We start from the raw sequence: 20,672 nt of genomic DNA on the forward strand, positions 1-20,672 counted from the left end.
GATTGCGGAAATAGTGCGTCGCGTGACGAATGCGTTACGGATTCGACCCGGGCTTTCTGTCGCCAAAGGTGAAACGCTGTATCGTGGCAGTGGACATTGTGAGTGAGGAGTACGGGTGACAACAGCTCGCGGGGCACGCATCATCCGTCGCGCGGAACGTCGCATCACGCCGTGGGCCAACGGTGCCGGGACGACCGCGGAGATCGCCGCCGGCGCCGCGTCCCGGTGGCGGTTCAGCGTCGCGACGCTCGACGGGAACTCGACGTTCTCGCCGTTCCCCGAGGTGGACCGCATCTTCACGGTGATCGGCGACCATCCGGTGTCGCTCGACTTCGGCGACGCCCCGGCGGTGATTCCGCGCCTCAGCCCGACCCCGTTCGCCGGTGAGGACGGTCCCGCCTGCGTGGCGACCGGGGCGACCGAGGCGTTCAACGTCATGGTCCACCGGTCCACGACGGCCGCCTCGGTGGACATCGTCGAGATCGGAACGGCGCACGAGATGCCCGCCGGCGGACGGGAGGCCGTCCTCGCCCTGGTCCTGAGCGGAGGCCTCACGACGGACCTCGGGTCACTCGAACCCGGCGACTGCCTGCTCGTCGAACAGGGGTCGGTGCACCTGTCCGGACCGGCGTCGGTCGTGCTCGCCCAGGTCTTCCCCAGGTGAGCGCCAAAGCGTGCCGGGGGACACTTTGGCACTCACCTGGGGGAGTCGCCTCGGGATGGATCTGAACCAACAACGCGTCGCGTGATGCACCGTGCATCACCTGCGGATGCCGGTGATGCACCGTGCATCACCACCCCGGTCTTTCTTCGCAGCTTGTCGTTTTCGCCATGAGTGTCGGTCAGACTGTCGAGGCCAGGGTCGCGTTGTAGTGCGCGAGCATCCGTTCGACGAGCACCAGGCCGATCGTGCTCGGGAGTGGCACGGAATCATCGCTGTTGACGGTGAGAGCGGGATGGATGGTGCGGGTGGGATCGGTGGCGAGCATCCAGGCGAACTTGTCCTCGTTGTGCCTGCAGCGGTATACCAGTCCGTCGGCCGACGGCGCCGCGGCGAACAGTGCACGCGCCCAGGTTCGGGTGAGCACGTAGTCGGAGGGGTCGGATTTGGTGAGCCAGGTGTCCTGTCCGACCGCCGACAGGTGTGATCCGTGCAAGGCGATTACGGTCATCTCGGTGACGACGGTAAGTCGGCTCAGGACTCGCCCTGAGATTCGGGCGCGCGGCACCAATCGGGGGCGGGCTGTCACGGCCAGGTCCCGGCACAGGGTCTCGGCGACGGCTGCCTCGGGTGAATCGCCGAGGTAGGTATAGGCGTAATCACCAGTGAGGCTGTCGAATCGGGCACCGCCGGGTATGGTCGGCTGAGGGGTCGGGTTCACGGCATTGGCCGCGTAATCTTCGTGGTGGATTCGCCACAGTTCGGTTCCCGCGGGTAGTGGCACCAGGGCGGGTCTACCGGTCAGATCGGGTGGCGGTGGTGCCGCGGGCACCGGTTCAGTCCGCCAGCAGGTCGTGGGCGATGGCGCGGATCCGATCGTCCTGCCCGCCCTCCGCAGCGAGGTCGGCGGGCGATTGCCCGTCCGGGAGCCACCCGGATGGGCTGATCCACCAGGAACTCACTCCCCAGGGGTCGTGCTTGGCGTTCAGGAGCTGGTTGATCTCCGCGACGACAGGCCGAACCTTCGCGGTCGCTGCGTCGAATTGGAAGCTGGGGTAGAGATAGCGCCCGCCGATCTCGTATCCGACAATGTCGCCCCGTTCGCGCAACCGGCTGGCTGGGCTGCGTCGGTTGCTGTCGCGAGAGCGCAGGACATCGGCGACATCGTTCGCTTCGAGATGTGGATGCTCGAAAATCGCCTGTCGTGCCGTGGTCTCGATTCGGGCCCGCGCGATCGACTCCGTCAGTGCGTGCGTGGGCACCGCCGAGGCGATGGAGGCGCTGAGGGTGGGGCCGGAGGCGACAAGCGAGAGGAGAGCGTTGCGCACCGAGCTCATCGACTCGCGGTTGGCGACTTCTCGGGCGAGGAGGGCGAAGAACTCGCCATCGGGCAGGGCACGGAGTTCCGCGCCGAGGTCATGGTCGATGCTCATTGCTCGCCTCCTCCGATGCGACGGTAGTAACAGCATACGTGCTTGTCGCTTCTGTCGCATCCATCGGGATCCGCTCCATCCTGCGGGCCGCGACGGCAATCCGTTGCTCGTCGGTACCCGACTCGAGAGGCATGACTTCAGTCGCTGCAGGGAAGATTTGGACGGCCGGCGGTCAGTGTCCGATGCTGTCGGCCAGCTCGGCCACGTCGTCCGGGGTGAGGGTCTCCCGGAGTGTCACTTCCGTGATGAGCCAGGCGAGGACGAACGCGGCGGCGGCGATGACGGCCCCCACAGGAAGATCGCGTGGGTGCCGTTGACAACGGCTTGTTTGAACGACCTGCACGGCCTCGGGAAGTTGGTGCAACGCTGCCGGGGACATCCCGGTGGCGCTGGGGGCTCCCTGCCCGCCGGTGTCGCCCAGCGACGACGTGAGTTGGCTGGCGTAGATCGCGCCGAGCAGGGCGACTCCGACCGACCCGCCCATGTTGCGGGCTAAGGTGGCGGTGCCGGTCGCGGTGCCCATGTCTCGGATCGGCACACTGTTCTGCGCGATCAAGGTTTTCGCGTCCATGGTGGAGAACAGCCACAGTCCCACCACCAGCATGGCGGCGCCGACGATCGGGATCGCCTTGTATCGGCCGGTCTTGGTTATGAACAGTCCACCGGCGAGCGAGACGACCATGGCCGAGATCAGATCCTCGTGGCCGGCCTGCTCGATCAGATCGTCGAACTCGTCGACTGGACGATGACGGAACTATGACGGACGGGGTTCTCGCCCAGATCCTCCCCAGGTGAGTGGCAAAGCGTGCCGGGGCACACTTTGCCACTCACCTGGGGGTCACCTCGCGGTCGACAGAATCCGGCGCAGGCGCTCGATGGCGCGCTCGGTGGCGGGACGATCCTTGGCGACCAGCTGGTGCATGATGAAACCCTCGATCGCCGAGTACACCAGCAGGGTCAGATCTTCGTCGGCGATGATGCCCAGGCGGGTCAGGGCCTGGGACGTCGCCTCGATGTACGTGGCGTACAGCAGCTTCACATGTGCGTCGAGGCGAGGTGTCCGCCGGGATTCGAGCATCAGCTCGTACTGGAAGACCTGTAGGTCGGGGTCTCGGGCGACGAGGTCCGTGAGGTGCTCGACGAAGTGGTCGAGTGACGACCCGTCGGCGATGTCGGCGAAGACGCTCGCGCTCTTGTCCAGCGCGTACCGGAGTGCGGCGTCGACGAGGGCGTCCGTCGACGCGAAACTCTGCCGGACTTCCGCGTCCGTGATGCCCGCCTCCGCGGCGACGGCCCGGACCGTCAGACCGCGCAGTCCGTCGCGGGCGATCACGGAGACTGTCGCGAGGACGAGGTCGAGAGCCACCTGATCGCTGCAGGGGACTGCCCGCCGTCGCCCGTCAACCAGCGTCACAGTTCCACACCCCCGTGGGCCGCGAGCCATCTCATTCCGGGCTCGCGGGTGCGGCTGATGCCCTTGTATTCGGCCATGTCCACCGGAAGGTCCTCGAGGACCTTGTACAGCCGTGCACCCCACTCGGGGACGGACGCGACGTCGCGGAGCGGGAGCAGGTAGGTGCGGATCAGGAACATGACAGCGCCGGAGTGGGCGAGCCGGATCAGGTGCTGCACTTCGGTTCTGAGGAACAGTCGGTCGCCGACCTCGTCGAGCGGTCCGTCGGCGAGCGTGCGACGGTCCTTCCCCCACTCCGGATAGGTCTCGGTGGACGTGTCGAGTGTGCCGTCGACGGTCAGCGTCCAGTTGGTGCGCCGGTAGCTCTGGCCGGGTTCGAGCCGCATCAGGAAGTTGTGGGCGCGGGTGATGATCTTCTCGGTGTGGATACGCGGGACGGGGCCGTGGATCTCGAGGAAGCTCATCCCGACGTCGAATCCGAAGGACCAGTCCGCGGCGAATGTCACCAAGCCGGCGTCGCCCCACAATGCGCCCTCACGCTGATCGAGGAGCACGACGTCTTCCTGGATCTGGCCGCAGATGTACAGCAGCGGCGGCGCCGGCAACGTGGTGAGGTCGCCGAACACGAAGCTGTGCTCGATCCCGAGGAGGTCGTTCCGCCAGAACCAGGTGTCCCCGCGACGTTCGAGGGCCATGGTGTCGGGGTATTCGGCGGCGAGGGTGCGCATCAGGGTGAGCATCGCGTCCCAGGCGGCGGGGACCATGTGCGGCAGGCACTGGTGCCGCGACGGGTCCGCGGTGAGGATTCGTTCGCGCTCGGCGAGTTCGCGGTGGTAGTGGTCGTCGATGGCGATGCGGGTGCCGCCCCAGCTGCCGGCCAGGGTTTCGGTCGGGTTCCCGGCCGGCTCGACGTTGGTGCTGTAGCGGTACTGGTCGCGGGGGAAGGGGAAGGGAAAATGCGCGGTACGCGAGTCGGTCGAGGTCACAATTCCAGCTCCAATCGGTCTCCTACGGCCCGTGACACGCACGGCATGATCGAATCCCCGGACGCCTTCTCCTCGTCGGTGAGGAACAGGTCGCGGTGCTCGACCTCGCCGCCGCGGACCGACAGCCGGCATTCGCCGCACACTCCCTGCCGGCACAGGTTCGGGACGGTGATGCCCTTGTCCAGCAGGGCTTCCAGAAGGCTGGTGCCCGACGGGACGGGGACGATCATCCCGGTGCGTCCGAGCTTGGCGGCGAACGGGTTTCCTTCGGGCAGCGGGCCCGCGCCGAACGCCTCCGAGTGCACGCGGCCCGGTGGCCAGCCGCATTCGCGGGCCCACTCCGCGACCGCGGCGATCATCGGCGCGGGTCCGCACGTGTAGACGTGGGTGCCGAGTGGCTGGTCCGCCAGTGTGGGAACCAAGGTCTCGCGCAGTTCGTCGGGGGTGGGCACCGTGACGAGCCGGTCGCCGCACAGCGCCGCCAGTTCGTCGGCGTGCGCCCCCTGACGATCGCGGAAGGAGTAGATCACCTCGAACGACCGACCCCATTCGAGGGCGGCCCGCACGTGCGACAGGATCGGCGTGACGCCGATCCCGCCCGCGACCAGGATGTGGTGCCGGGCGTTGAGGATCGGCGCGAATGCGCTGCGCGGGCGGCTCACCCGGACGGTCTGCCCCGGCTGGAGGTCGTGGACCCAGCGCGAACCGCCGTGGCCGTTCTCGTCGAGCCGGACCGAGATCGCGTAGTGGTCCGGCTCGATCGACGGCCCCGTCAGCGAGTACGAGTTGTGCCTGCCCTCGGACCAGTTCACCGCGATATGGCTGCCCGGGGTGAACGTCGGCAGGGCGCGGCCGCCCGGGTCCGCGAGGACGACGTGCCGGACACCCGGGCACAGCAGCCGGGCCTCGCGCACCGTCAGGGCGAGCGTACCGGAAACATCTTCGCCCGCAACCGTTTCGAGCACCATGGTCATGGCAGTTCCTCCGCGTCAGCTCGGTAACCCAGATACGCGCTGTGGCGCCGGGAGAAGTGGTGGTAGACGGTCAGCTCTTCGGAACACCCCGTGCACGGTGTCTGCCCGCCCATGGCCACCGGAACGTTCGGGGACGTCGTGTGGCAGTGCGCGCAGTACACGTCGCGCACCCCGGTGTCCCCGTCGCTGATCACGGCGGCGATCTCAGAGGGCAATGCGCCCGCGGAGACCAGCCGGGAGCGCACCGCCCCCACCGTCCGCTCGGAACCCGCGACCACGAATCGCCACCCGATGCGCGCTTCGGACAGCAGGTCGTCGAGCCCGGATCCGTCGACGTTCTCGACGGCCAGCGTGCGAGTCGGTACCGGGGCGACCCGCTCGGACAGCTCGCGCAGTATTCGATCACCGACCGAACCGTCCGAGACGAGCACGTAGCAGGTGACGCGAGCGCCGGCCGCCAGGTCGTCGACGGCCGAGTAATCGGACCGCCACCGTGGGACGCTCGTCGACCTCATCGAGACGGCCATCGCGGATCAGGGTGCGAAGGAACGGTGGCCGACGAAGTAGGCCAGCGCGCGGTCGGGGGTGGTGAAGCGGATGCGCGACCCCTTGGGGAAGAAGATCGCATCCTTCGCCTTCGCCACCTCGACCTGGCCGGTGTCGAGGTTCTCCAGGGTGAACTCGCCTTCGAGGACGACCTTCATCTCGTCGTACGCGTAGTAGTAGTCGAGCGGGGCGTCGGTGCGCTGGAGTTCGAAGTAGCCGGCCGACATCTCGGAGCCGTCCGGGTTGGCGAAGACGTCGTCGATGTATCCCTTGGTGCCCGGGTACTGCGAGACCGGCATCTGCGGCAGGTTCTCGTGGAATCCGGCGGTGACGCGGAACGGGACGGCGGTGGGCTTGTCGGTCGTGGTCATGGAGTCTCCTGTGAGAGGCGATGGAGGGTGGTGAAGAGCGAATCCCCTTCGTGAAACTCGGGGTAGCAACAGGAAACCACATTGCACATTTCAGTGGCGTAAATCCAGTTGGCGACCCGGAAAGTTCGCTGTTCAGGACCGCATTATCCTGCCGAAGCCTCAGTTGGACCGGAGATTTTGGTGATTCGGCCACAACATTGCCGTAACGCGATGGACATAGTAGAACTGTTTCATGGTGAACAACAGCGATTCATGAGGTGAAACGAACCGCTACCGCAGCCACCAGAGCCCGACCGTCCGGCCGAATGAAGGAAGCAACGTGACAGAGACAGCAAAGTTCGTGATCGTCGGTGGAGGACTCGAGGGTCTCGCCATCGCGTGGTCGCTCGCGGACCGAGGCGAGACCGACGTCCTGGTCCTCGAGCGCGACACCTTGTGCTCGGGCATGACCGGCAAGTCGTCCGGCGTGGTCCGGTGCCACTACGGGACGCCGTCGCTGGCGGCGATGTCCTGGTACGGCGTCGACATCTTCACGCGGGCCACGGAGATCTTCGGCGACGACATGGCGTTCCGCCAGTGCGGGTACGTCGTCGGCGTCGGCGAGAACAACATCGACCCGCTCAAGGCGAACGTCGCGATGATGCAGGGCCTCGGCATCGACGTCGACTACATCGGCCACGACAAGATGGCCGAGCTGTGGCCGGGGCTGCACCTCGACGATTTCGCCGCCTTCGCCTACGAGCCCCTCGGCGGCCGCGGCGAGGCGTACATGGCCGGCATGGCGTTCGGCGCGTCCGCCCGCAAGCTGGGCGTCACGATCCGCCAGAGCACGCCGGTAGCGTCGCTGCTGCAGAACACCGACGGCCGCGTCTACGGCGTGACCCTGGGTAACGGCGACGAGGTGCACGCCGAGCACGTGATCCTCGCGACCGGCCCGTGGGCGCCCGAACTCGGTGCCGGAGTCGGCGTCGACATCCCGGTGAAAGCCCAACGCGCGCAACTCGTCCTGATCGATCAGGGAGTTCCCACGCCGGAGGTTCCGGTGCTGTCGGATCTCGCCGGACTGCAGTACATCTGCCGCGAACCCAACGGCGAACTGCTCGTCGGGAACAGCGACCATGCCGCGCCCGAATACATCGACCCCGACAAGTACAGCAACCGCGCGGACGACAGCACCATCGAGAAGAACATCATGAAGCTGGGCAACCGGCTGCCGGACATGCCGGACCCGCGCATCACGTCCTCGTACGTCGGGGCGTACGACGTCACCCCCGACTACAACCCGATCATCGGGCCCGCGCCCGTCGCCGGGCTGTTCCTCGCCACCGGGTTCTCCGGTCACGGTTTCAAGATCTCCCCCGCGGTCGGGCGCCTCGTCGCCGACATGCTGCTCGACGACGGCACGACCACCCTCCCGAACGTCGAGCCGTCCGACTTCCGCTACTCGCGCTTCGAGGAGGGCGACCTCCTCTTCAGCCTGCACCCCTACGAGGGCGCCGGCGAGATGCGCTGACCCACAAACCACCTCACCCGTAGACCACCAGTTCAGGAGCTCCCCATGGCTGTCGACACTGCTGACGCGTTCACCGCGCAGAACATCGTGGCATCCCCACCGCAGACCTTGTCCGAGGTGGCCCGGGCCACCGGAACCACCTTCATCCTCGCCCTGTTCGTCACCCTGTCCGGGAAACCGTGCGCCAAACTCGTCCCGATCGAGGCCGTCGAGCAACTTCAGGACGACGGCGTGGGCTTCGCCGGCTACGCGGCCGGGCACATGGGGCAGGAGCCGAAGGACTCCGATCTCGTTGCCGTGCCAGATGTCTCGTCGTTCACGCCGATCCCGTTCGTGAAGCCCGGACTCGCGATCGTGCACTGCGACCCCCACGTGGAGGGCACGCCGTGGCCGTATGCGCCGCGGGTGATCCTGAAGGAGACGCTGAAGAAGGCGGCCGAACTCGGCCTGTCCGTCAACGTCGGGGCGGAGATCGAGTACTTCCTCGTCAACCGCACCGGCGACGGTCCCCTCACCACCGCGGACACCGACGACGTCAGCCGTCAGCCGTGTTACGACGCCCGCGACGTCACCCGGATGTACGACCACCTCACCGAGGTGTCGCAGGCCATGAACACGCTCGGGTGGGGCAACTACGCCAACGACCACGAGGACGGCAACGGGCAGTTCGAGCAGAACTTCGACTACGCCGACGCGATGACCACCTCGGACCGGGTGATCACCGCCCGGTACCTGTTGTCGGTGATCGCCGAGAAACGGGGCATGAAGGCCACGTTCATGCCGAAGCCGTTCTCCGACCGCACCGGGTCGGGCATGCACCTGCACCTGTCGCTGTGGAACGACGGCGGTTCGGTGTTCCCGGACGGTGACGACCCCAAGGGGCTCGGACTGTCGAAAACCGCATACGCGTTCATCGCCGGCATTCTGGAGCATGCGTGCGCGCTGCAGGGCGTGATCGCCCCGACCGTAAACTCCTACAAGCGAACCGGCGCCACCTCGACGAGCAGCGGCGCCACCTGGTCGCCGCGGTACGCCACGTACGGTGGCAACGACCGCACCCACTACCTGCGGGTGCCGGACAAGAACCGGGTGGAACTGCGCGGCGGCGACGGCTCCGCCAACCCCTACCTCGCGGCCGCCACCGCGATCGCCGCCGGCCTGGACGGCATCGCCCGCGACCTCGACCCGGGCACCCCGGGATCCGGCGACAGCCCCAGCGACATGCTGCCGATGACGTTGCTGCACGCCATGGACGCGCTGGAATCGGATCCGATCGTGACGGGCGCCCTCGACGTCGCGGGCCCCGGCGTCGCCGAGTACTTCGCGAAACTCAAGCGCGAGGAATTCTTCGCCTGGCACAACACCGTTTCCCCCTGGGAACTCGACCACTACCTGACTGCGTTCTGAACGACCTCCCGAAAGGAGACATCCATGTGTGGAATCGTCGGACTTCACCTGCGTGAGCCGTCCCTCTACCCACAACTCGGCGCCCTGCTCACCGACATGCTCGCGCAGATGTGCGACCGCGGCCCCGATTCCGCCGGCATGGCCATCTACGGCGACCGGACCTGGTCGCCGGAAGGGGAGTCGACGGTCTCGCTGCTCGACTGCCCCATCCCCGCAGCGGATCTCGCCGCGACGCTGTCGTCCACCCTCGACACGACCATCACCGGACTCGACCTCGACCCGACCACGATCCTGCACGGCGTCGTCGGCGCGGGGGACCTCGCGGCGGCCGTGCGCAGCCTCGTCCCCACGGCACGGGTCATCGGCTTCGGCGACGATCTCACCGTCCTCAAGGGCGTCGGGAACCCCGTCGACCTGGCGAACCGGTTCGGGCTGCCCGCCGCCACCGGATGGCAGGGCGTCGCCCACACCCGGATGGCCACCGAATCCGCCGTCACCGCCGAGGGTTCGCACCCGTTCTCCGTCGGCCCCGACGAGTGCCTGGTGCACAACGGGTCCTTCTCGAACCACATGAGCATCAAGCACCAGCTCGAACGCGACGGCGTCGTGTTCGACAGCGCCAACGACACCGAGGTCGGGGCGCGGTTCGTCGCCAAGCAACTCGCCGAGGGCGTCGATCTCGAGAAGGCGCTGCTCATGCTCAACGAGACATTCGACGGCTTCTACACCCTCCTCGTCTCGACCGCCGACTCGTTCGCCGTGGTCCGCGACGCCATCTCCTGCAAGCCCGCCGTCATCGCCGAGACCGACCAGTGGGTCGCGATGGCCTCCGAATACCGCGCCCTGGCGAACCTGCCCGGCGTCGAGAACGCCCGAATCTTCGAGCCCGAACCGGAAGAGGTGTACGTATGGCACCGGTAGCCACCACCGAAGCAACTGTCCTGGACCTCGCGTCGTCGAGCACCCGGGCCGTCAACGAACGGCTCACCTCGCCCGAGGCGCCGAAGGTCGTCACCGTCACCGGCCCCCAGGGGGCGCACGCACTCGCCTGCGGCCTCGACTCGGACATCGACGTCACGATCGAGGGGCACGTCGGCTACTACTGCGCCGGCATGAACCAGCAGGCCACCGTGACCGTGACCGGCAACGCCGGCGTCGGGCTCGCCGAGAACATGATGTCGGGGACGGTGCACGTCAAGGGCGACGCGTCGCAGTCCGCCGGCGCCACCGCCCACGGCGGACTGCTCGTGATCGACGGCAATGCTGCTGCGCGCTGCGGCATCTCGATGAAGGGCGTCGACATCGTCGTCGGCGGCAACATCGGGCACATGTCCGCGTTCATGGGTCAGGCGGGCCGGCTCGTCGTCCTCGGCGACGCCGGCGAAGCCCTCGGCGACTCGCTGTACGAGGCGCGCATCTACGTCCGCGGCACCGTCGCGTCCCTCGGCGCCGACTGCATCAAGAAGGAGATGCGCGAGGAGCACCTGACGGAACTGCGGGAACTGCTCGATCAAGCCGGCTTCGACGCCGACCCGTCCGAGTTCACCCGGTACGGCTCCGCCCGCAAGCTCTACAACTTCCACGTCGACAACGCCAGCGCCTACTAGGAGAACCGTCATGAACACCCCGAACCCGGCCCTGCGCGAATCGGCGACGTTCGACCGCGGCGTCATCTCCGAGATCCAGCGGGCCGCCGAGACCGGCATCTACGACATCCGCGGCTGGGGCGCCAAGCGGAGGCTGCCCCACTTCGACGACCTGCTGTTCCTCGGCGCGTCGATGTCGCGGTACCCGCTCGAGGGGTACCGCGAAAAGTGCGACACCGACGTCGTCCTCGGCGACCGCAACGCGAAGTTCCCGCTGCACCTGGACATCCCGATCACCATCGCCGGCATGAGCTTCGGCGCGCTGTCCGGGCAGGCGAAGGAAGCGCTAGGCCGCGGCGCCAGCGAGGTCGGCACGTCCACCACCACCGGCGACGGCGGCATGACCCCGGAGGAACGCGGGCAGTCGAAGAACCTGGTCTACCAGTACCTGCCGTCGCGGTACGGGATGAACCCGGACGACCTGCGCAAGGCCGACGCCATCGAGATCGTCCTCGGGCAGGGCGCCAAGCCCGGCGGCGGCGGAATGCTGCTGGGACAGAAGATCACCGAACGCGTCGCCGGGATGCGCACCCTCCCCATGGGTGTCGATCAGCGGTCGGCGTGCCGGCATCCCGACTGGACCGGTCCCGACGACCTCGCAATCAAGATCATCGAGTTGCGCGAGATCACCAACTGGGAGAAGCCGATCTACATCAAGGTCGGTGCCACCCGCACCTACTACGACGTGAAACTCGCAGTGAAGGCCGGCGCCGACGTCGTCGTCGTCGACGGCATGCAGGGCGGCACCGCCGCCACCCAGGACGTGTTCATCGAACATGTCGGCATCCCCACCCTCGCGGCGATCCCGCAGGCGGTCCAGGCGCTGCAGGAGCTCGGGGTGCACAGGAAGGTGCAGCTCATCGTGTCCGGTGGCATCCGGAGCGGCGCGGACGTCGCGAAGGCGATGGCCCTCGGTGCGGACGCCGTCGCGATCGGCACCGCCGCCCTGATCGCGTTGGGAGACAACAGCCCCCGCTACGCGAAGCAGTACGAGGAACTCGGCTCCGCCGCCGGGTTCTACGACGACTTCCAGGCAGGCAAGGACCCCGCCGGGATCACCACCCAGGACCCGGAACTGTCGAAGAACCTCGACCCCGTCGAGGGCGGACGGCGGCTCGCGAACTACCTGCGGGTGCTCACCATGGAGGCGCAGACCCTGGCCCGCGCCTGCGGCAAGTCGCACCTGCGCAACCTCGAACCCGAGGACCTCGTCGCCCTCACCGTCGAGGCGTCCGCCATGGCACGCGTGCCCCTCGCCGGAACCACCTGGATCCCCGGCGCACTGTAGGCGGCTCCGCCACCCGTGCGTGCTTAAGGAGTCCAAAGACTCGTTAACCACGCACGGGCGCGAAGCGCCTATTCCTACGAGTAGAGGACCCAATACATGACTTCGTTCGATTCGCTGTGGGCGACCATTCTCGATGTCGGTCAGCACAAGTCGACGCGCGGGTACCGCCGCTTCGCGTGGAACGACGCCGACATGACGCTGCGAGAATGGTTCGGCGACTGCGCCCGGCAGCGGGGGATGAGCGTCGAGGAAGACCGCAACGGCAACCTGTGGGCCTGGTGGATGCCGGAGGGATGGTCGGGTGATCCCCGCGACAGTTTCGTCACCGGGTCGCACCTCGACTCCGTGCCCGACGGCGGCGCCTACGACGGACCCCTCGGGGTCGTGTCGGCGTTCGCGGCGATCGACCTGGTGCGGGAACGGGGGATCGTGCCGACGCGTCCGGTGGCGGTCACGGCGTTTTCCGACGAGGAGGGTGCGCGGTTCGGTGTCGCCTGCGTCGGCTCACAGCTCTCGACCGGGGCGGTGACACCTGCCCGTGCTCTGGCTCTGCGGGACAGCGACGGCATCAGCCTCGGCGAGGCACTGATCTCGGCCGGCCGCGACCCGCACCATCTCGGCGAGGACCCCGACCTCGTCGACCGCGTCGGCGTGTACGTGGAACTGCACGTCGAGCAGGGGCGCGCCCTCGACCTGATCGACAGCCCCATCGCCGTGGCCTCGTCGATCTGGCCGCACGGGCGGTGGCAGTTCGTGTTCTCCGGGGAGGCCAACCATGCAGGTGCCACCCGTTTGGTCGACCGCCGCGACCCGATGCTCGCGTTCGCGTCCTCGGTACACACCGCACGGTCCGCCGCGGCACTGCACGAGGCGGTCGCGACGTTCGGCAAGGTGCGGGTACTTCCCAACGGTGCCAATGCGATTCCGTCGGAGGTGCGGGCGTGGCTCGACGCCCGGGCCGCCGACGAGGAGACGCTGACGAAACTGGTGCAGCAGATCACCGCCGAGGCGCGGGCCTACGCGGCCGCCGACGGCATCGGTCTCGACGTCGACGCCGAATCGGTGACACCGATCGTCGAGTTCCCGCACGACACCCGGGAACGACTGCGCCGCTCCCTCGCCCACCTCGGCGACATCCCCGTCCTCCCGACCGCGGCCGGTCACGACGCGGGGATCCTGTCGGCGAAGGTGCCCACCGCGATGATGTTCGTCCGCAACCCCACCGGTGTGTCGCACTCGCCGGACGAGTTCGCCGAGGCCGACGACTGCAATCGGGGCGCGGAAGCGCTCGCGGACGTGATGGCGGACTGGGTGACCGCCACCTGACCCCCACGTGAGCGTCAAAGCGTGCCGGGGCACTCTTTGCCACTCACGTACGGGAGGGGCTCCACTCCTCGAGCTGTTCGACGGCGGTGTTCGCGACCGCGACGGCTTCGTCGCGGTCGACCCGCGACAGTAGGAGGGCGCTGACGGACAGGGACGTCAGGAGCCGGGCCCGGTGCTGCAGGGTGGCGGCCGAGGCGTCGGGGTCGTGGGCTCGGAGTGCGTGGGTGAGCGCCCCGGACAGTTCGCGCTGGTAGCTCTCGACGACGGACCGTTGTGCGTCGTCGTGTGCGGCGAAACCGGCGGCACTGTTGAGCAGCAGGCAGCCGCGTCCGGGGGCTTCATCGGGGAGGGACGCGAGGGCGCCGGCGAGGCTGCGGTAGTAGCGCGAGGCGGCGTCGGGGCGGGTCGGCTCGTCGGTCAGGATGCGGAGCCGGGGACGCACCACGCGGTCCAGGTAGTCGTGGACGGCGGCGTCGTAGAGTCCGCGTTTGTTGGTGAAGGCGTTGTAGAGGCTCGACCGATTCAAACCGGTGACGCGCTCGAGGTCGGGTATCGATGTGGCTTCGAAGCCCTTGTCCCAGAACAGGTCGCGGGCGCGGGCGACCACCTCGGCCGTGTCGAAGTCCTGCGTGCGCGGCATGACGGTCCTCACTCGTGGTTGTGAAACGACCATTTCAGTATATATTGAAATGGTCAGTTCAGAACGAGGAGGGGTTTCGTATGGTCGCCGCGGGTCTTGTTCTTGCCGCACTCGCCAGTGCGCTCCACGTGTATATCTTCGTGCTCGAGTCCGTCCTCTGGACGGCGCCGCGCACCCGCGCGACGTTCGGGACCAGCGCCGAAGAGGCCGCCGCCACCAGGGAGCTTGCCTTCAACCAGGGCTTCTACAACCTCTTCCTGGCGATCGTGACGGCAGTCGGCATCGTCGCCGTCGCCATCGGCGCCACCGCCGTCGGTTCGGCCCTCGTCTTCGCCGGAGCGGGCTCCATGCTGCTCGCGGCGCTCGTGCTCCTGCTGTCGTCGCCCGACAAGGCGCGCGCGGCGATCACCCAGGGGACCCTGCCGCTGCTCGCCGTCATCCTCCTCGCGCTCGGACTGGCGCTGTGACCTCAGATGCATCGAAAGGAACACCATGCCGTCGAGCACCCAGATTCAACTGATCCATCGGCCGGTGGGCTGGCCCACCCCGGACGACTTCCGCACCGCCACCGTCGAACTACCCGCACTCGGGCCCGACCAGGTGCGCGTGCTCAACGAGTTCGTCTCCGTCGACCCCTACATGCGCGGCCGGATGAACGACGTGAAGTCGTACATCCCGCCGTTCGTGCTGGGTGAGACGATGACCGGCGGGGCCGTCGGTCGCGTCGTCGAATCCACCGCCGCCACCCACCCGGTCGGCTCGGTGGTCGTCCACGACCTCGGGTGGCGCGACGTCGCGCAGGGTGACGCCTCCGCGTTCCGGGTCGTCGAAGAGATTCCGGGAGTGCGGATCTCGGCTTACCTGGGGATTCTCGGACTGACCGGGCTCACCGCCTACGTCGGGCTGGTCCACATCGCCCACCTGAAGGCCGGCGACTCCGTATTCATCTCCGGAGCCGCGGGAGCGGTCGGGACCGCCGCCGGCCAGATCGCACGACTCGAAGGCGCGTCCCGGGTGATCGGTTCCGCCGGGTCCGCGGAGAAGGTCGCGCTGCTGACCGACCGCTACGGATACGACGCGGCCTTCGACTACAAGCAGGCACCCGTGCGCGAGCAGCTGCGCGGACTCGCGGGCGACGGCATCGACGTCTACTTCGACAACGTCGGTGGCGACCACCTCGAGGCCGCCCTCGACGTCATGCGCCTCGGCGGGCGGGCCGCACTGTGCGGCGCGATCGCGGCGTACAACGCCACCGAGCGCACTCCCGGCCCCGACAACATGGTGAACATCATCAGCCGCGGGCTCACCCTCGAGGGTTTCACGCTCGGCAACTACACCCACGTGTTCCCCGAGTTCGCCGCCAAGATGGGACCGTGGCTCGCGTCCGGCGACGTGGTGCACGACGAGACCGTCGTCGACGGCATCGAGAACTCGGTCGACGCGTTCCTGCAGCTCATGCGCGGCGCGAACGTCGGGAAGATGCTGGTGAAGGTGGCGTAGCCACCTGTGCGCGGTTAAGGAGTCCAGAGACTCGTTAACCGCGCACAGGCGCGGAGCGCCTGTACCGCTCGCGGACGTCGGGTGCCGGGTCGGCCTCGAAGCGCCGGGTGGACGTCTGGCTCCACTGCGGCGGCTCGGGGGTCCCGGCCAGGGTCCAGGCCGCTTGACGGCACGCGCCGATCGCGACGTATTCCGCCGGCTGCGGAACGAGCACCGGCGCCCCGAAGATGGCGGGCGCGAGTTCACACAGTGCCTGTGAGCGGGCACCGCCGCCGATCAGGAGGATGCGGCGCACCGTGACACCCTGGGCGATCAGGTGGTCGATGCCTTCCGCCAGGCCGCACAGCAGCCCCTCGACGGCCGCGCGGGCGAGGTGCGCGGGCGTCGAATTGGCCAGCCGCAGACCGTGAACGGATCCGGTGGCGTCGGGACGGTTGGGGGTGCGTTCGCCCTCGAAGTACGGCACCATCACCAGGCCGCCGCTGCCGGACGGCGCCGACAACGCCAGCCGCGACAGCTCGTCGTGATCGACCCCCAGCAGCGAGGCGGTCGCGTCGAGGACCCGGGCGGCGTTCAGCGTGCACACGAGCGGCAGCTGGCGTCCGGTGGCGTCGGCGAAGCCGGCGACGAAACCGCCCGGATCGTTCGCCGGTGTCACCGATACCGCGGACACGACACCCGACGTTCCCACGGAGACGACGACGTCACCTTCCCGCGCGTCGAGAGCGAGCGCCGCGGCGGCATTGTCGCCGGTGCCCGGTCCGACGGCGGCGCCCCAGCGGGTCTCCCCGATCCGCTCGGCCGGTCCGGCGACACGCGGCACGGCGGCGGTGCGTCCCCGCAGTGCCAGCGACAGCAGGTCGGACCGGTAGGAATCCGTTGCGGCGGAGAAGTATCCGGTGCCGCTGGCGTCGCCGCGGTCGGTGGCCAGTGTGCCGAGATCCGACCTGCCGGTGAGCTGCCAGGCGAGCCAGTCGTGGGGCAGGCACACCGCGGACGTCCGGTCGGCGTTCGCCGGTTCGGAATCGGCGAGCCAGCGCAGCTTGCTGACGGTGATCGCGGCGAGGGGCACCACACCCACGGCGTCCGCCCACGCGTCCGGCCCGCCGAGGTCGTCCACCAGTTGTTCGGCGGCGCCGGCGGAGCGAGTGTCGTTCCACAGCAACGCCGGACGCACGACCGTGCCCGCGTCGTCGAGGCAGACCATGCCGTGCTGTTGCGCGCCGACCGACACCGCGGCGACATCGTCCAGGCCACCTGCGGCGTCCACGGCGGCGTCGAGGGCCGAAGCCCACGCCTGCGGATCGACCTCGGTGCCGTCCGGGTGCGGGGCCTTGCCCTCGCGGACGAGTGCGCCGGTGTCGGCGTCGCAGACCATCACCTTGCACGACTGGGTGGACGAGTCGATTCCCGCGACGAGTGTCATTGCCGGACACCCGCCGCGCGGTCCAGTGTCTCGCGGGTGGGGAGGTCCGCCCCGGCGCGCGCGACCGTGAGACCGGACATCAGCACGGCGTTGTCGAGCACGTTCCGCAGTTCGTTCGGTTCGATCGCGCGGAGGGCGGCGCGGCTCTCCGCGCCGAGGAAGCCGTGCGACCAGAATCCGTCGAGGAGTCCGGCCATGAACGCGTCGCCGGCCCCGACGGTGTCGACCACCTCGACGTTCCGGGCTGCGACCTCGACGAGTCCGGCCGCGCAGACCGCGAAGGCGCCCTCGGCGCCCTTCGTCACCGCGACCATCGCCGGACCGCGGGACAGCCATGCGCGGGCGATGTCGACCGGATCCCGGTCGGGGTCGTACCAGCGCAGGTCTTCGTCGCTGACCTTGACGATGTCGGAGATCGACACGAGGTGCTCGATCCGCTGCCGGGCGCGGGCCCGGTCGGTGACCAGCACCGGTCGCACGTTGGGGTCGTAGCTGATCGTCGCCGAGGAGCGGCGGCGGTCGAGCATGTTTGCCACCACATCGCAGCCGGGTTCCAGCACGGCGGCAATGGAACCGGTATGCACGAGCGACGGGGCCGACGCACCGCTGGGGGAGGGAAGATCCCACTCGAGGTCGAACTCGTAGGTGGCGGACCCGGCGGCGTCGAGGGTGGCGTGCGCGGTCGCCGTTCGCTGCGCGGTGACACTGCCGGGCGCGACGCTCACCCCCGACTGCTGCAGGTGCCGGACGATCGCAGCACCCCGGGTGTCGTCGCCGATCCGGGTGACGAACTCGACCGGACGCCCGAGCCTGCCGAGACCGACCGCGACGTTGAGCGGGCTGCCGCCGACGTATTCGGTGGTCGTGCCGTCGCTCGCCGTGACGATGTCGATGAGGGCTTCACCGATGATCAGACTCATGACTGCACCTTCTCACGCAGGGCCTCGAGCGTCTTCCGTGCGCCGACGCCGTGCAGTGAGTCCAGCGCCCACAGGTAGGCGGTGACGAAGCGCGGGTTGTCGGCCAGATCGCCGAAGACGGATCGGTTCTCTATGAAGGCTGTGGGGTTCTCGTGCTGGCTGCGCGCGATCGGGACGAGGGAGTCCTTCAACTGGTCGACGACGTCGATGGGTTCGCCGTCCTCGTCGACGCCCTCGGCGTAGCGGGCCCAGCTCGCCACGATCGCGGCCGACAGTCGAATGTGCCGGTCGGACAACAGGTTCTCGCGGATCACCGGCAGCAGCCACTTCGGGATGCGGTCGGACGATTCGGCGCAGAGCCGGGCGACGGTGTCGCGGATCTCGGGATTGGAAAAGCGCTCGATGAGCGTGCGCTTGTACTCGTCGAGGTCGACCCCGGGCACCGGCGCCAGGGTGGGTGTGGCCTCCTCGTCCATGTACGCCAGCAGGAAGTCGGCGAACAGCGGATCCTGGGCGACGTCGTGCACCAGCCGGTACCCCGACAGGTACCCGAAATAGCAGAGACCCTGATGGCTGGCGTTGAGCAGGCGCAGTTTCATCAGTTCGTACGGTTCGACGTCGTCGACCACCTGCACACCGACGTCCTCGAACGCGGGGCGGCCGAGCGGGAACGCGTCCTCGAGCACCCACGAGGTGAACGGCTCCGCCGCGACGGGCCACCGGTCGTCGACGCCGAAGCGCGACGACAGCGCCGCCGTCACCTCGGGGGTGGTGACGGGCGTGATGCGGTCGACCATGGAGTTGGGGAACGACGTCTCGGTGCGCATCCACTCGGCGAGGTCCCGGTCCTTCAACTCTGCGTACTCCAGGAACATCCGGCGCGCCACGTCGCCGTTGCCCTGAATGTTGTCGCAGGACATGATGGTCGGCGACGGCAGTCCGCGCGCGCGGCGGCGGGACAGGGCCTCGACGACGAGTCCGAACGTGGTCCGCGGGACGGCCCCGTCGGTGAGATCGTGCACGACGTCGGGGTTGGCGGCGTCGAATTCGCCGGTGTCGTGGGTGAAGTTGTAGCCGCCCTCCGTGATCGTCAGCGAGACGATCCGGGTGGTCTCCGCGGCGATCTTCTCGACGACCGCCTCGGGATCGTCGGGGGCGAGGAGGTAGTCGACGATGGAACCGATGACGCTCACGTCCCAGGTGCCGTCGGCGTGACGGAGCGCCAGCGTGTACAGGCCGTCCTGTGCGTCGAGGACGTCCTTCATGCGCCGGTCGCCGGGCAGCACCCCGACTCCGCAGATGCCCCAGTCGCGGGCGCCGCCCTGCCGGAGCAGCCGATCGACGTACATCGCCTGATGCGCGCGGTGGAATCCGCCGACACCGAAATGCACTATGCCCACGGTGATGTCGCTTCGATCGTAGTTCGGCACCTGCACGGTGTCGTCGAACTGCTGCAGTGCCTGCGCGCTCAGTTGCATCGGTCTCTCCTCATTCCTGGACGCGTACGACGGCCTTGAGGCTGCCCGGCGTCCGGTCTGCGTTCAGTGCTTGTTCCGCCTCGGCGAGCGGAAATCTTTCGGTGACCATCGAATCGAGGTCGACGCGCCCGGACCGCGCCAGCGCGATCGCCGTCGGCCAGGTGTTGGCGTAGCGGAACACCCCGGTCAGCACCAACTCTCGGTTCTGAATGGTCTGGACGGGCAGCGTCATCTCGGGGGCGCCCATGCCCACCAGGACCACGATTCCCGCGGGCCGGACCGCCCGGATGCCGGCGAGGACCGCGCTCGGGGCGCCGGACGCGTCGACGAACGCGTCCACGTGCAGTCCCGCGACGTCCTGCTCGCGGGGGTCGAGCACGGTGGTGGCACCGAATTTCGTTGCGACGTCGCGTCGCTGGGGGTCGAGGTCCGAGACGATGACTTCGGTGGCGCCGAAGGCCAGGGCCGTCTGCACCGTCGCGATCCCGATCGGCCCCGCGCCCGCGATCAGCACCCGGGAGCCTGCCGTCACGCCGGCCTTGCGGGTGGTGGCGATGGCCACGGACAACGGCTCGCACAGCGCGGCCGCGTCGTCGGACATCTCGTCGGGAACCGGATGGGCGAACGCCGAGCCGATGGTCACGTATTCGGCCAGCGCCCCGTCGATCGGCGGGGTGGCATAGAACTGCATGTGCGGGCACAGGTTGTAGAGACCGCGCCGGGATTCGTCGGTGTCCGGGTCGGGGCGCTGCGGTTCGATGGAGACCCGCTGCCCGATGCGCTCCGCCGCGACGCCGGCCCCGACACCGACCACGGTGCCCGACGCCTCATGTCCCAGCACGATCGGCTGGTCGACCACGAACTCGCCGATGCGGCCCTCGCGGTAGTAGTGGGTGTCCGATCCGCAGACGCCGACCGAGGCCACGCGGATCAGGACGTCGCCGGGGCCGGGAGCGGGCACGGGCCGCTCCCGGATCTCGATCACGCCCGGCTCGACGAGTACGCCGGCACGCATCGTCCTGGGGATTTCCAAGGGGAGTGTTGTGTGGGTCACACTTCGATGCTAGCGTATTGAGCAGATGAACGCATAGTGATCATTTGCTCACGGTTTCTCGAGGCTCCGAAGACACGCTCGACGGGCTC

22 protein-coding genes are annotated in these 20,672 nt (G+C 68.4%); 9 read left to right on the forward strand and 13 right to left on the reverse strand.

The features are described 5' to 3' along the window. Window positions 1–115 precede the first annotated feature (115 nt). Window positions 116–664, forward strand: a complete 549-nt coding sequence (locus tag ACFU5V_RS10085; RefSeq protein ID WP_378698816.1) for a HutD family protein — start codon at window positions 116–118, stop codon at window positions 662–664. Window positions 665–842: 178 nt separating this feature from the next. Here the strand turns inward: ACFU5V_RS10085 and ACFU5V_RS10090 are convergent, their stop codons facing one another. From ACFU5V_RS10090 to ACFU5V_RS10125, 8 genes are all read right to left on the reverse strand, one after another. Continuing rightward, window positions 843–1,445, reverse strand: a complete 603-nt coding sequence (locus tag ACFU5V_RS10090) for an RES family NAD+ phosphorylase (RefSeq protein ID WP_378698818.1) — start codon at window positions 1,443–1,445, stop codon at window positions 843–845. 52 nt (window positions 1,446–1,497) lie between these two features. Next, a complete protein-coding gene (locus ACFU5V_RS10095; RefSeq protein WP_378441830.1) occupies window positions 1,498–2,094 on the reverse strand; it encodes a hypothetical protein in 597 nt (198 codons plus the stop codon). A gap of 172 nt (window positions 2,095–2,266) precedes the next feature. Beyond that, window positions 2,267–2,776: a hypothetical protein gene (locus ACFU5V_RS10100; RefSeq protein WP_378698820.1), complete on the reverse strand. Its 510-nt coding sequence runs from the start codon at window positions 2,774–2,776 to the stop codon at window positions 2,267–2,269. Window positions 2,777–2,932: 156 nt separating this feature from the next. Further along, entirely contained in the window at window positions 2,933–3,508 is a 576-nt protein-coding gene (locus ACFU5V_RS10105; protein WP_378698822.1) for a TetR/AcrR family transcriptional regulator, read from the reverse strand. After that, a complete protein-coding gene (locus ACFU5V_RS10110) occupies window positions 3,505–4,494 on the reverse strand; it encodes a DUF3445 domain-containing protein (protein WP_378698824.1) in 990 nt (329 codons plus the stop codon). The genes ACFU5V_RS10105 and ACFU5V_RS10110 overlap by 4 nt, the downstream gene beginning before the upstream one ends. Next, window positions 4,491–5,468 carry a PDR/VanB family oxidoreductase gene (locus ACFU5V_RS10115; RefSeq protein WP_378698827.1) on the reverse strand — a complete coding sequence of 326 codons (978 nt, stop codon included), beginning with the start codon at window positions 5,466–5,468 and terminating at the stop codon, window positions 4,491–4,493. Before ACFU5V_RS10115 ends, ACFU5V_RS10110 begins: the two co-directional genes overlap by 4 nt. After that, on the reverse strand, window positions 5,465–5,995 hold the full coding sequence (locus ACFU5V_RS10120; RefSeq protein WP_378698829.1) for a dimethylamine monooxygenase subunit DmmA family protein: 531 nt from the start codon (window positions 5,993–5,995) through the stop codon (window positions 5,465–5,467). The genes ACFU5V_RS10115 and ACFU5V_RS10120 overlap by 4 nt, the downstream gene beginning before the upstream one ends. A 6-nt stretch (window positions 5,996–6,001) precedes the next feature. After that, window positions 6,002–6,385: an ethanolamine utilization protein gene (locus ACFU5V_RS10125; RefSeq protein ID WP_378698831.1), complete on the reverse strand. Its 384-nt coding sequence runs from the start codon at window positions 6,383–6,385 to the stop codon at window positions 6,002–6,004. 319 nt (window positions 6,386–6,704) lie between these two features. Here ACFU5V_RS10125 and ACFU5V_RS10130 point away from each other — a divergent pair, with 319 nt between their 5' ends. From ACFU5V_RS10130 to ACFU5V_RS10155, 6 genes are all read left to right on the forward strand, one after another. Further along, window positions 6,705–7,898 (forward strand): NAD(P)/FAD-dependent oxidoreductase, encoded by a 1,194-nt coding sequence (locus ACFU5V_RS10130; protein ID WP_378698833.1) that lies wholly within the window; start codon window positions 6,705–6,707, stop codon window positions 7,896–7,898. 45 nt (window positions 7,899–7,943) lie between these two features. After that, window positions 7,944–9,305 (forward strand): type III glutamate--ammonia ligase, encoded by a 1,362-nt coding sequence (gene glnT / locus ACFU5V_RS10135; RefSeq protein ID WP_378698835.1) that lies wholly within the window; start codon window positions 7,944–7,946, stop codon window positions 9,303–9,305. A gap of 24 nt (window positions 9,306–9,329) precedes the next feature. Then, the gene (locus tag ACFU5V_RS10140; protein ID WP_378698837.1) at window positions 9,330–10,226 is read left to right on the forward strand and encodes a glutamine amidotransferase family protein; all 897 of its coding nucleotides are present in this window, start codon (window positions 9,330–9,332) and stop codon (window positions 10,224–10,226) included. Further along, window positions 10,214–10,912, forward strand: a complete 699-nt coding sequence (locus ACFU5V_RS10145; protein WP_378698839.1) for a protein glxC — start codon at window positions 10,214–10,216, stop codon at window positions 10,910–10,912. The genes ACFU5V_RS10140 and ACFU5V_RS10145 overlap by 13 nt, the downstream gene beginning before the upstream one ends. Before the next feature lie 10 nt (window positions 10,913–10,922). Beyond that, window positions 10,923–12,239: an FMN-binding glutamate synthase family protein gene (locus ACFU5V_RS10150; protein WP_072937026.1), complete on the forward strand. Its 1,317-nt coding sequence runs from the start codon at window positions 10,923–10,925 to the stop codon at window positions 12,237–12,239. Between the two features lie 96 nt (window positions 12,240–12,335). Then, complete coding sequence (locus ACFU5V_RS10155) at window positions 12,336–13,565, forward strand: allantoate amidohydrolase (RefSeq protein WP_378698842.1); 1,230 nt, start codon at window positions 12,336–12,338, stop codon at window positions 13,563–13,565. A gap of 43 nt (window positions 13,566–13,608) precedes the next feature. On the opposite strand, the gene ACFU5V_RS10160 is transcribed toward ACFU5V_RS10155, so the two are convergent. Further along, on the reverse strand, window positions 13,609–14,205 hold the full coding sequence (locus ACFU5V_RS10160) for a TetR/AcrR family transcriptional regulator (protein WP_378698844.1): 597 nt from the start codon (window positions 14,203–14,205) through the stop codon (window positions 13,609–13,611). 80 nt (window positions 14,206–14,285) lie between these two features. Here ACFU5V_RS10160 and ACFU5V_RS10165 point away from each other — a divergent pair, with 80 nt between their 5' ends. After that, the gene (locus tag ACFU5V_RS10165) at window positions 14,286–14,672 is read left to right on the forward strand and encodes a DUF1304 domain-containing protein (protein WP_087560373.1); all 387 of its coding nucleotides are present in this window, start codon (window positions 14,286–14,288) and stop codon (window positions 14,670–14,672) included. 25 nt (window positions 14,673–14,697) lie between these two features. Then, the gene (locus ACFU5V_RS10170; RefSeq protein WP_378698846.1) at window positions 14,698–15,705 is read left to right on the forward strand and encodes an NADP-dependent oxidoreductase; all 1,008 of its coding nucleotides are present in this window, start codon (window positions 14,698–14,700) and stop codon (window positions 15,703–15,705) included. A 34-nt stretch (window positions 15,706–15,739) separates the two neighbouring features. On the opposite strand, the gene xylB is transcribed toward ACFU5V_RS10170, so the two are convergent. The 4 genes from xylB to ACFU5V_RS10190 are packed head-to-tail and all read right to left on the reverse strand — an operon-like array spanning window position 15,740 to window position 20,544. Beyond that, window positions 15,740–17,131 carry a xylulokinase gene (xylB, locus tag ACFU5V_RS10175; RefSeq protein WP_378698848.1) on the reverse strand — a complete coding sequence of 464 codons (1,392 nt, stop codon included), beginning with the start codon at window positions 17,129–17,131 and terminating at the stop codon, window positions 15,740–15,742. Next, window positions 17,128–18,051, reverse strand: a complete 924-nt coding sequence (locus tag ACFU5V_RS10180; RefSeq protein WP_378698850.1) for a carbohydrate kinase — start codon at window positions 18,049–18,051, stop codon at window positions 17,128–17,130. The genes xylB and ACFU5V_RS10180 overlap by 4 nt, the downstream gene beginning before the upstream one ends. Next, the gene (locus ACFU5V_RS10185; protein ID WP_378698852.1) at window positions 18,048–19,529 is read right to left on the reverse strand and encodes a mannitol dehydrogenase family protein; all 1,482 of its coding nucleotides are present in this window, start codon (window positions 19,527–19,529) and stop codon (window positions 18,048–18,050) included. The genes ACFU5V_RS10180 and ACFU5V_RS10185 overlap by 4 nt, the downstream gene beginning before the upstream one ends. A 10-nt stretch (window positions 19,530–19,539) precedes the next feature. Then, window positions 19,540–20,544, reverse strand: a complete 1,005-nt coding sequence (locus ACFU5V_RS10190) for an NAD(P)-dependent alcohol dehydrogenase (RefSeq protein WP_378699083.1) — start codon at window positions 20,542–20,544, stop codon at window positions 19,540–19,542. Window positions 20,545–20,672: the final 128 nt, after the last annotated feature.

The organism is Rhodococcus sp. NPDC057529, assembly GCF_042802055.1.
Classification (GTDB): domain Bacteria; phylum Actinomycetota; class Actinomycetes; order Mycobacteriales; family Mycobacteriaceae; genus Rhodococcus_F.

What these genes read in the sequence shown, in the direction of transcription:
- xylB (WP_378698848.1), bottom strand. Translation starts at nt 17,131, where the DNA reads ATGACACTCGTCGCGGGAATCGACTCGTCCACCCAGTCGTGCAAGGTG.
- ACFU5V_RS10100 (WP_378698820.1), bottom strand. Translation starts at nt 2,776, where the DNA reads ATGGTCGTCTCGCTCGCCGGTGGACTGTTCATAACCAAGACCGGCCGA.
- ACFU5V_RS10185 (WP_378698852.1), bottom strand. Translation starts at nt 19,529, where the DNA reads ATGCAACTGAGCGCGCAGGCACTGCAGCAGTTCGACGACACCGTGCAG.
- ACFU5V_RS10115 (WP_378698827.1), bottom strand. Translation starts at nt 5,468, where the DNA reads ATGACCATGGTGCTCGAAACGGTTGCGGGCGAAGATGTTTCCGGTACG.
- ACFU5V_RS10140 (WP_378698837.1), top strand. Translation starts at nt 9,330, where the DNA reads ATGTGTGGAATCGTCGGACTTCACCTGCGTGAGCCGTCCCTCTACCCA.
- ACFU5V_RS10180 (WP_378698850.1), bottom strand. Translation starts at nt 18,051, where the DNA reads ATGAGTCTGATCATCGGTGAAGCCCTCATCGACATCGTCACGGCGAGC.
- ACFU5V_RS10160 (WP_378698844.1), bottom strand. Translation starts at nt 14,205, where the DNA reads ATGCCGCGCACGCAGGACTTCGACACGGCCGAGGTGGTCGCCCGCGCC.
- ACFU5V_RS10150 (WP_072937026.1), top strand. Translation starts at nt 10,923, where the DNA reads ATGAACACCCCGAACCCGGCCCTGCGCGAATCGGCGACGTTCGACCGC.
- ACFU5V_RS10120 (WP_378698829.1), bottom strand. Translation starts at nt 5,995, where the DNA reads ATGGCCGTCTCGATGAGGTCGACGAGCGTCCCACGGTGGCGGTCCGAT.
- ACFU5V_RS10145 (WP_378698839.1), top strand. Translation starts at nt 10,214, where the DNA reads ATGGCACCGGTAGCCACCACCGAAGCAACTGTCCTGGACCTCGCGTCG.
- ACFU5V_RS10165 (WP_087560373.1), top strand. Translation starts at nt 14,286, where the DNA reads ATGGTCGCCGCGGGTCTTGTTCTTGCCGCACTCGCCAGTGCGCTCCAC.
- ACFU5V_RS10095 (WP_378441830.1), bottom strand. Translation starts at nt 2,094, where the DNA reads ATGAGCATCGACCATGACCTCGGCGCGGAACTCCGTGCCCTGCCCGAT.
- ACFU5V_RS10190 (WP_378699083.1), bottom strand. Translation starts at nt 20,544, where the DNA reads ATGCGTGCCGGCGTACTCGTCGAGCCGGGCGTGATCGAGATCCGGGAG.
- ACFU5V_RS10125 (WP_378698831.1), bottom strand. Translation starts at nt 6,385, where the DNA reads ATGACCACGACCGACAAGCCCACCGCCGTCCCGTTCCGCGTCACCGCC.
- ACFU5V_RS10170 (WP_378698846.1), top strand. Translation starts at nt 14,698, where the DNA reads ATGCCGTCGAGCACCCAGATTCAACTGATCCATCGGCCGGTGGGCTGG.
- glnT (WP_378698835.1), top strand. Translation starts at nt 7,944, where the DNA reads ATGGCTGTCGACACTGCTGACGCGTTCACCGCGCAGAACATCGTGGCA.
- ACFU5V_RS10155 (WP_378698842.1), top strand. Translation starts at nt 12,336, where the DNA reads ATGACTTCGTTCGATTCGCTGTGGGCGACCATTCTCGATGTCGGTCAG.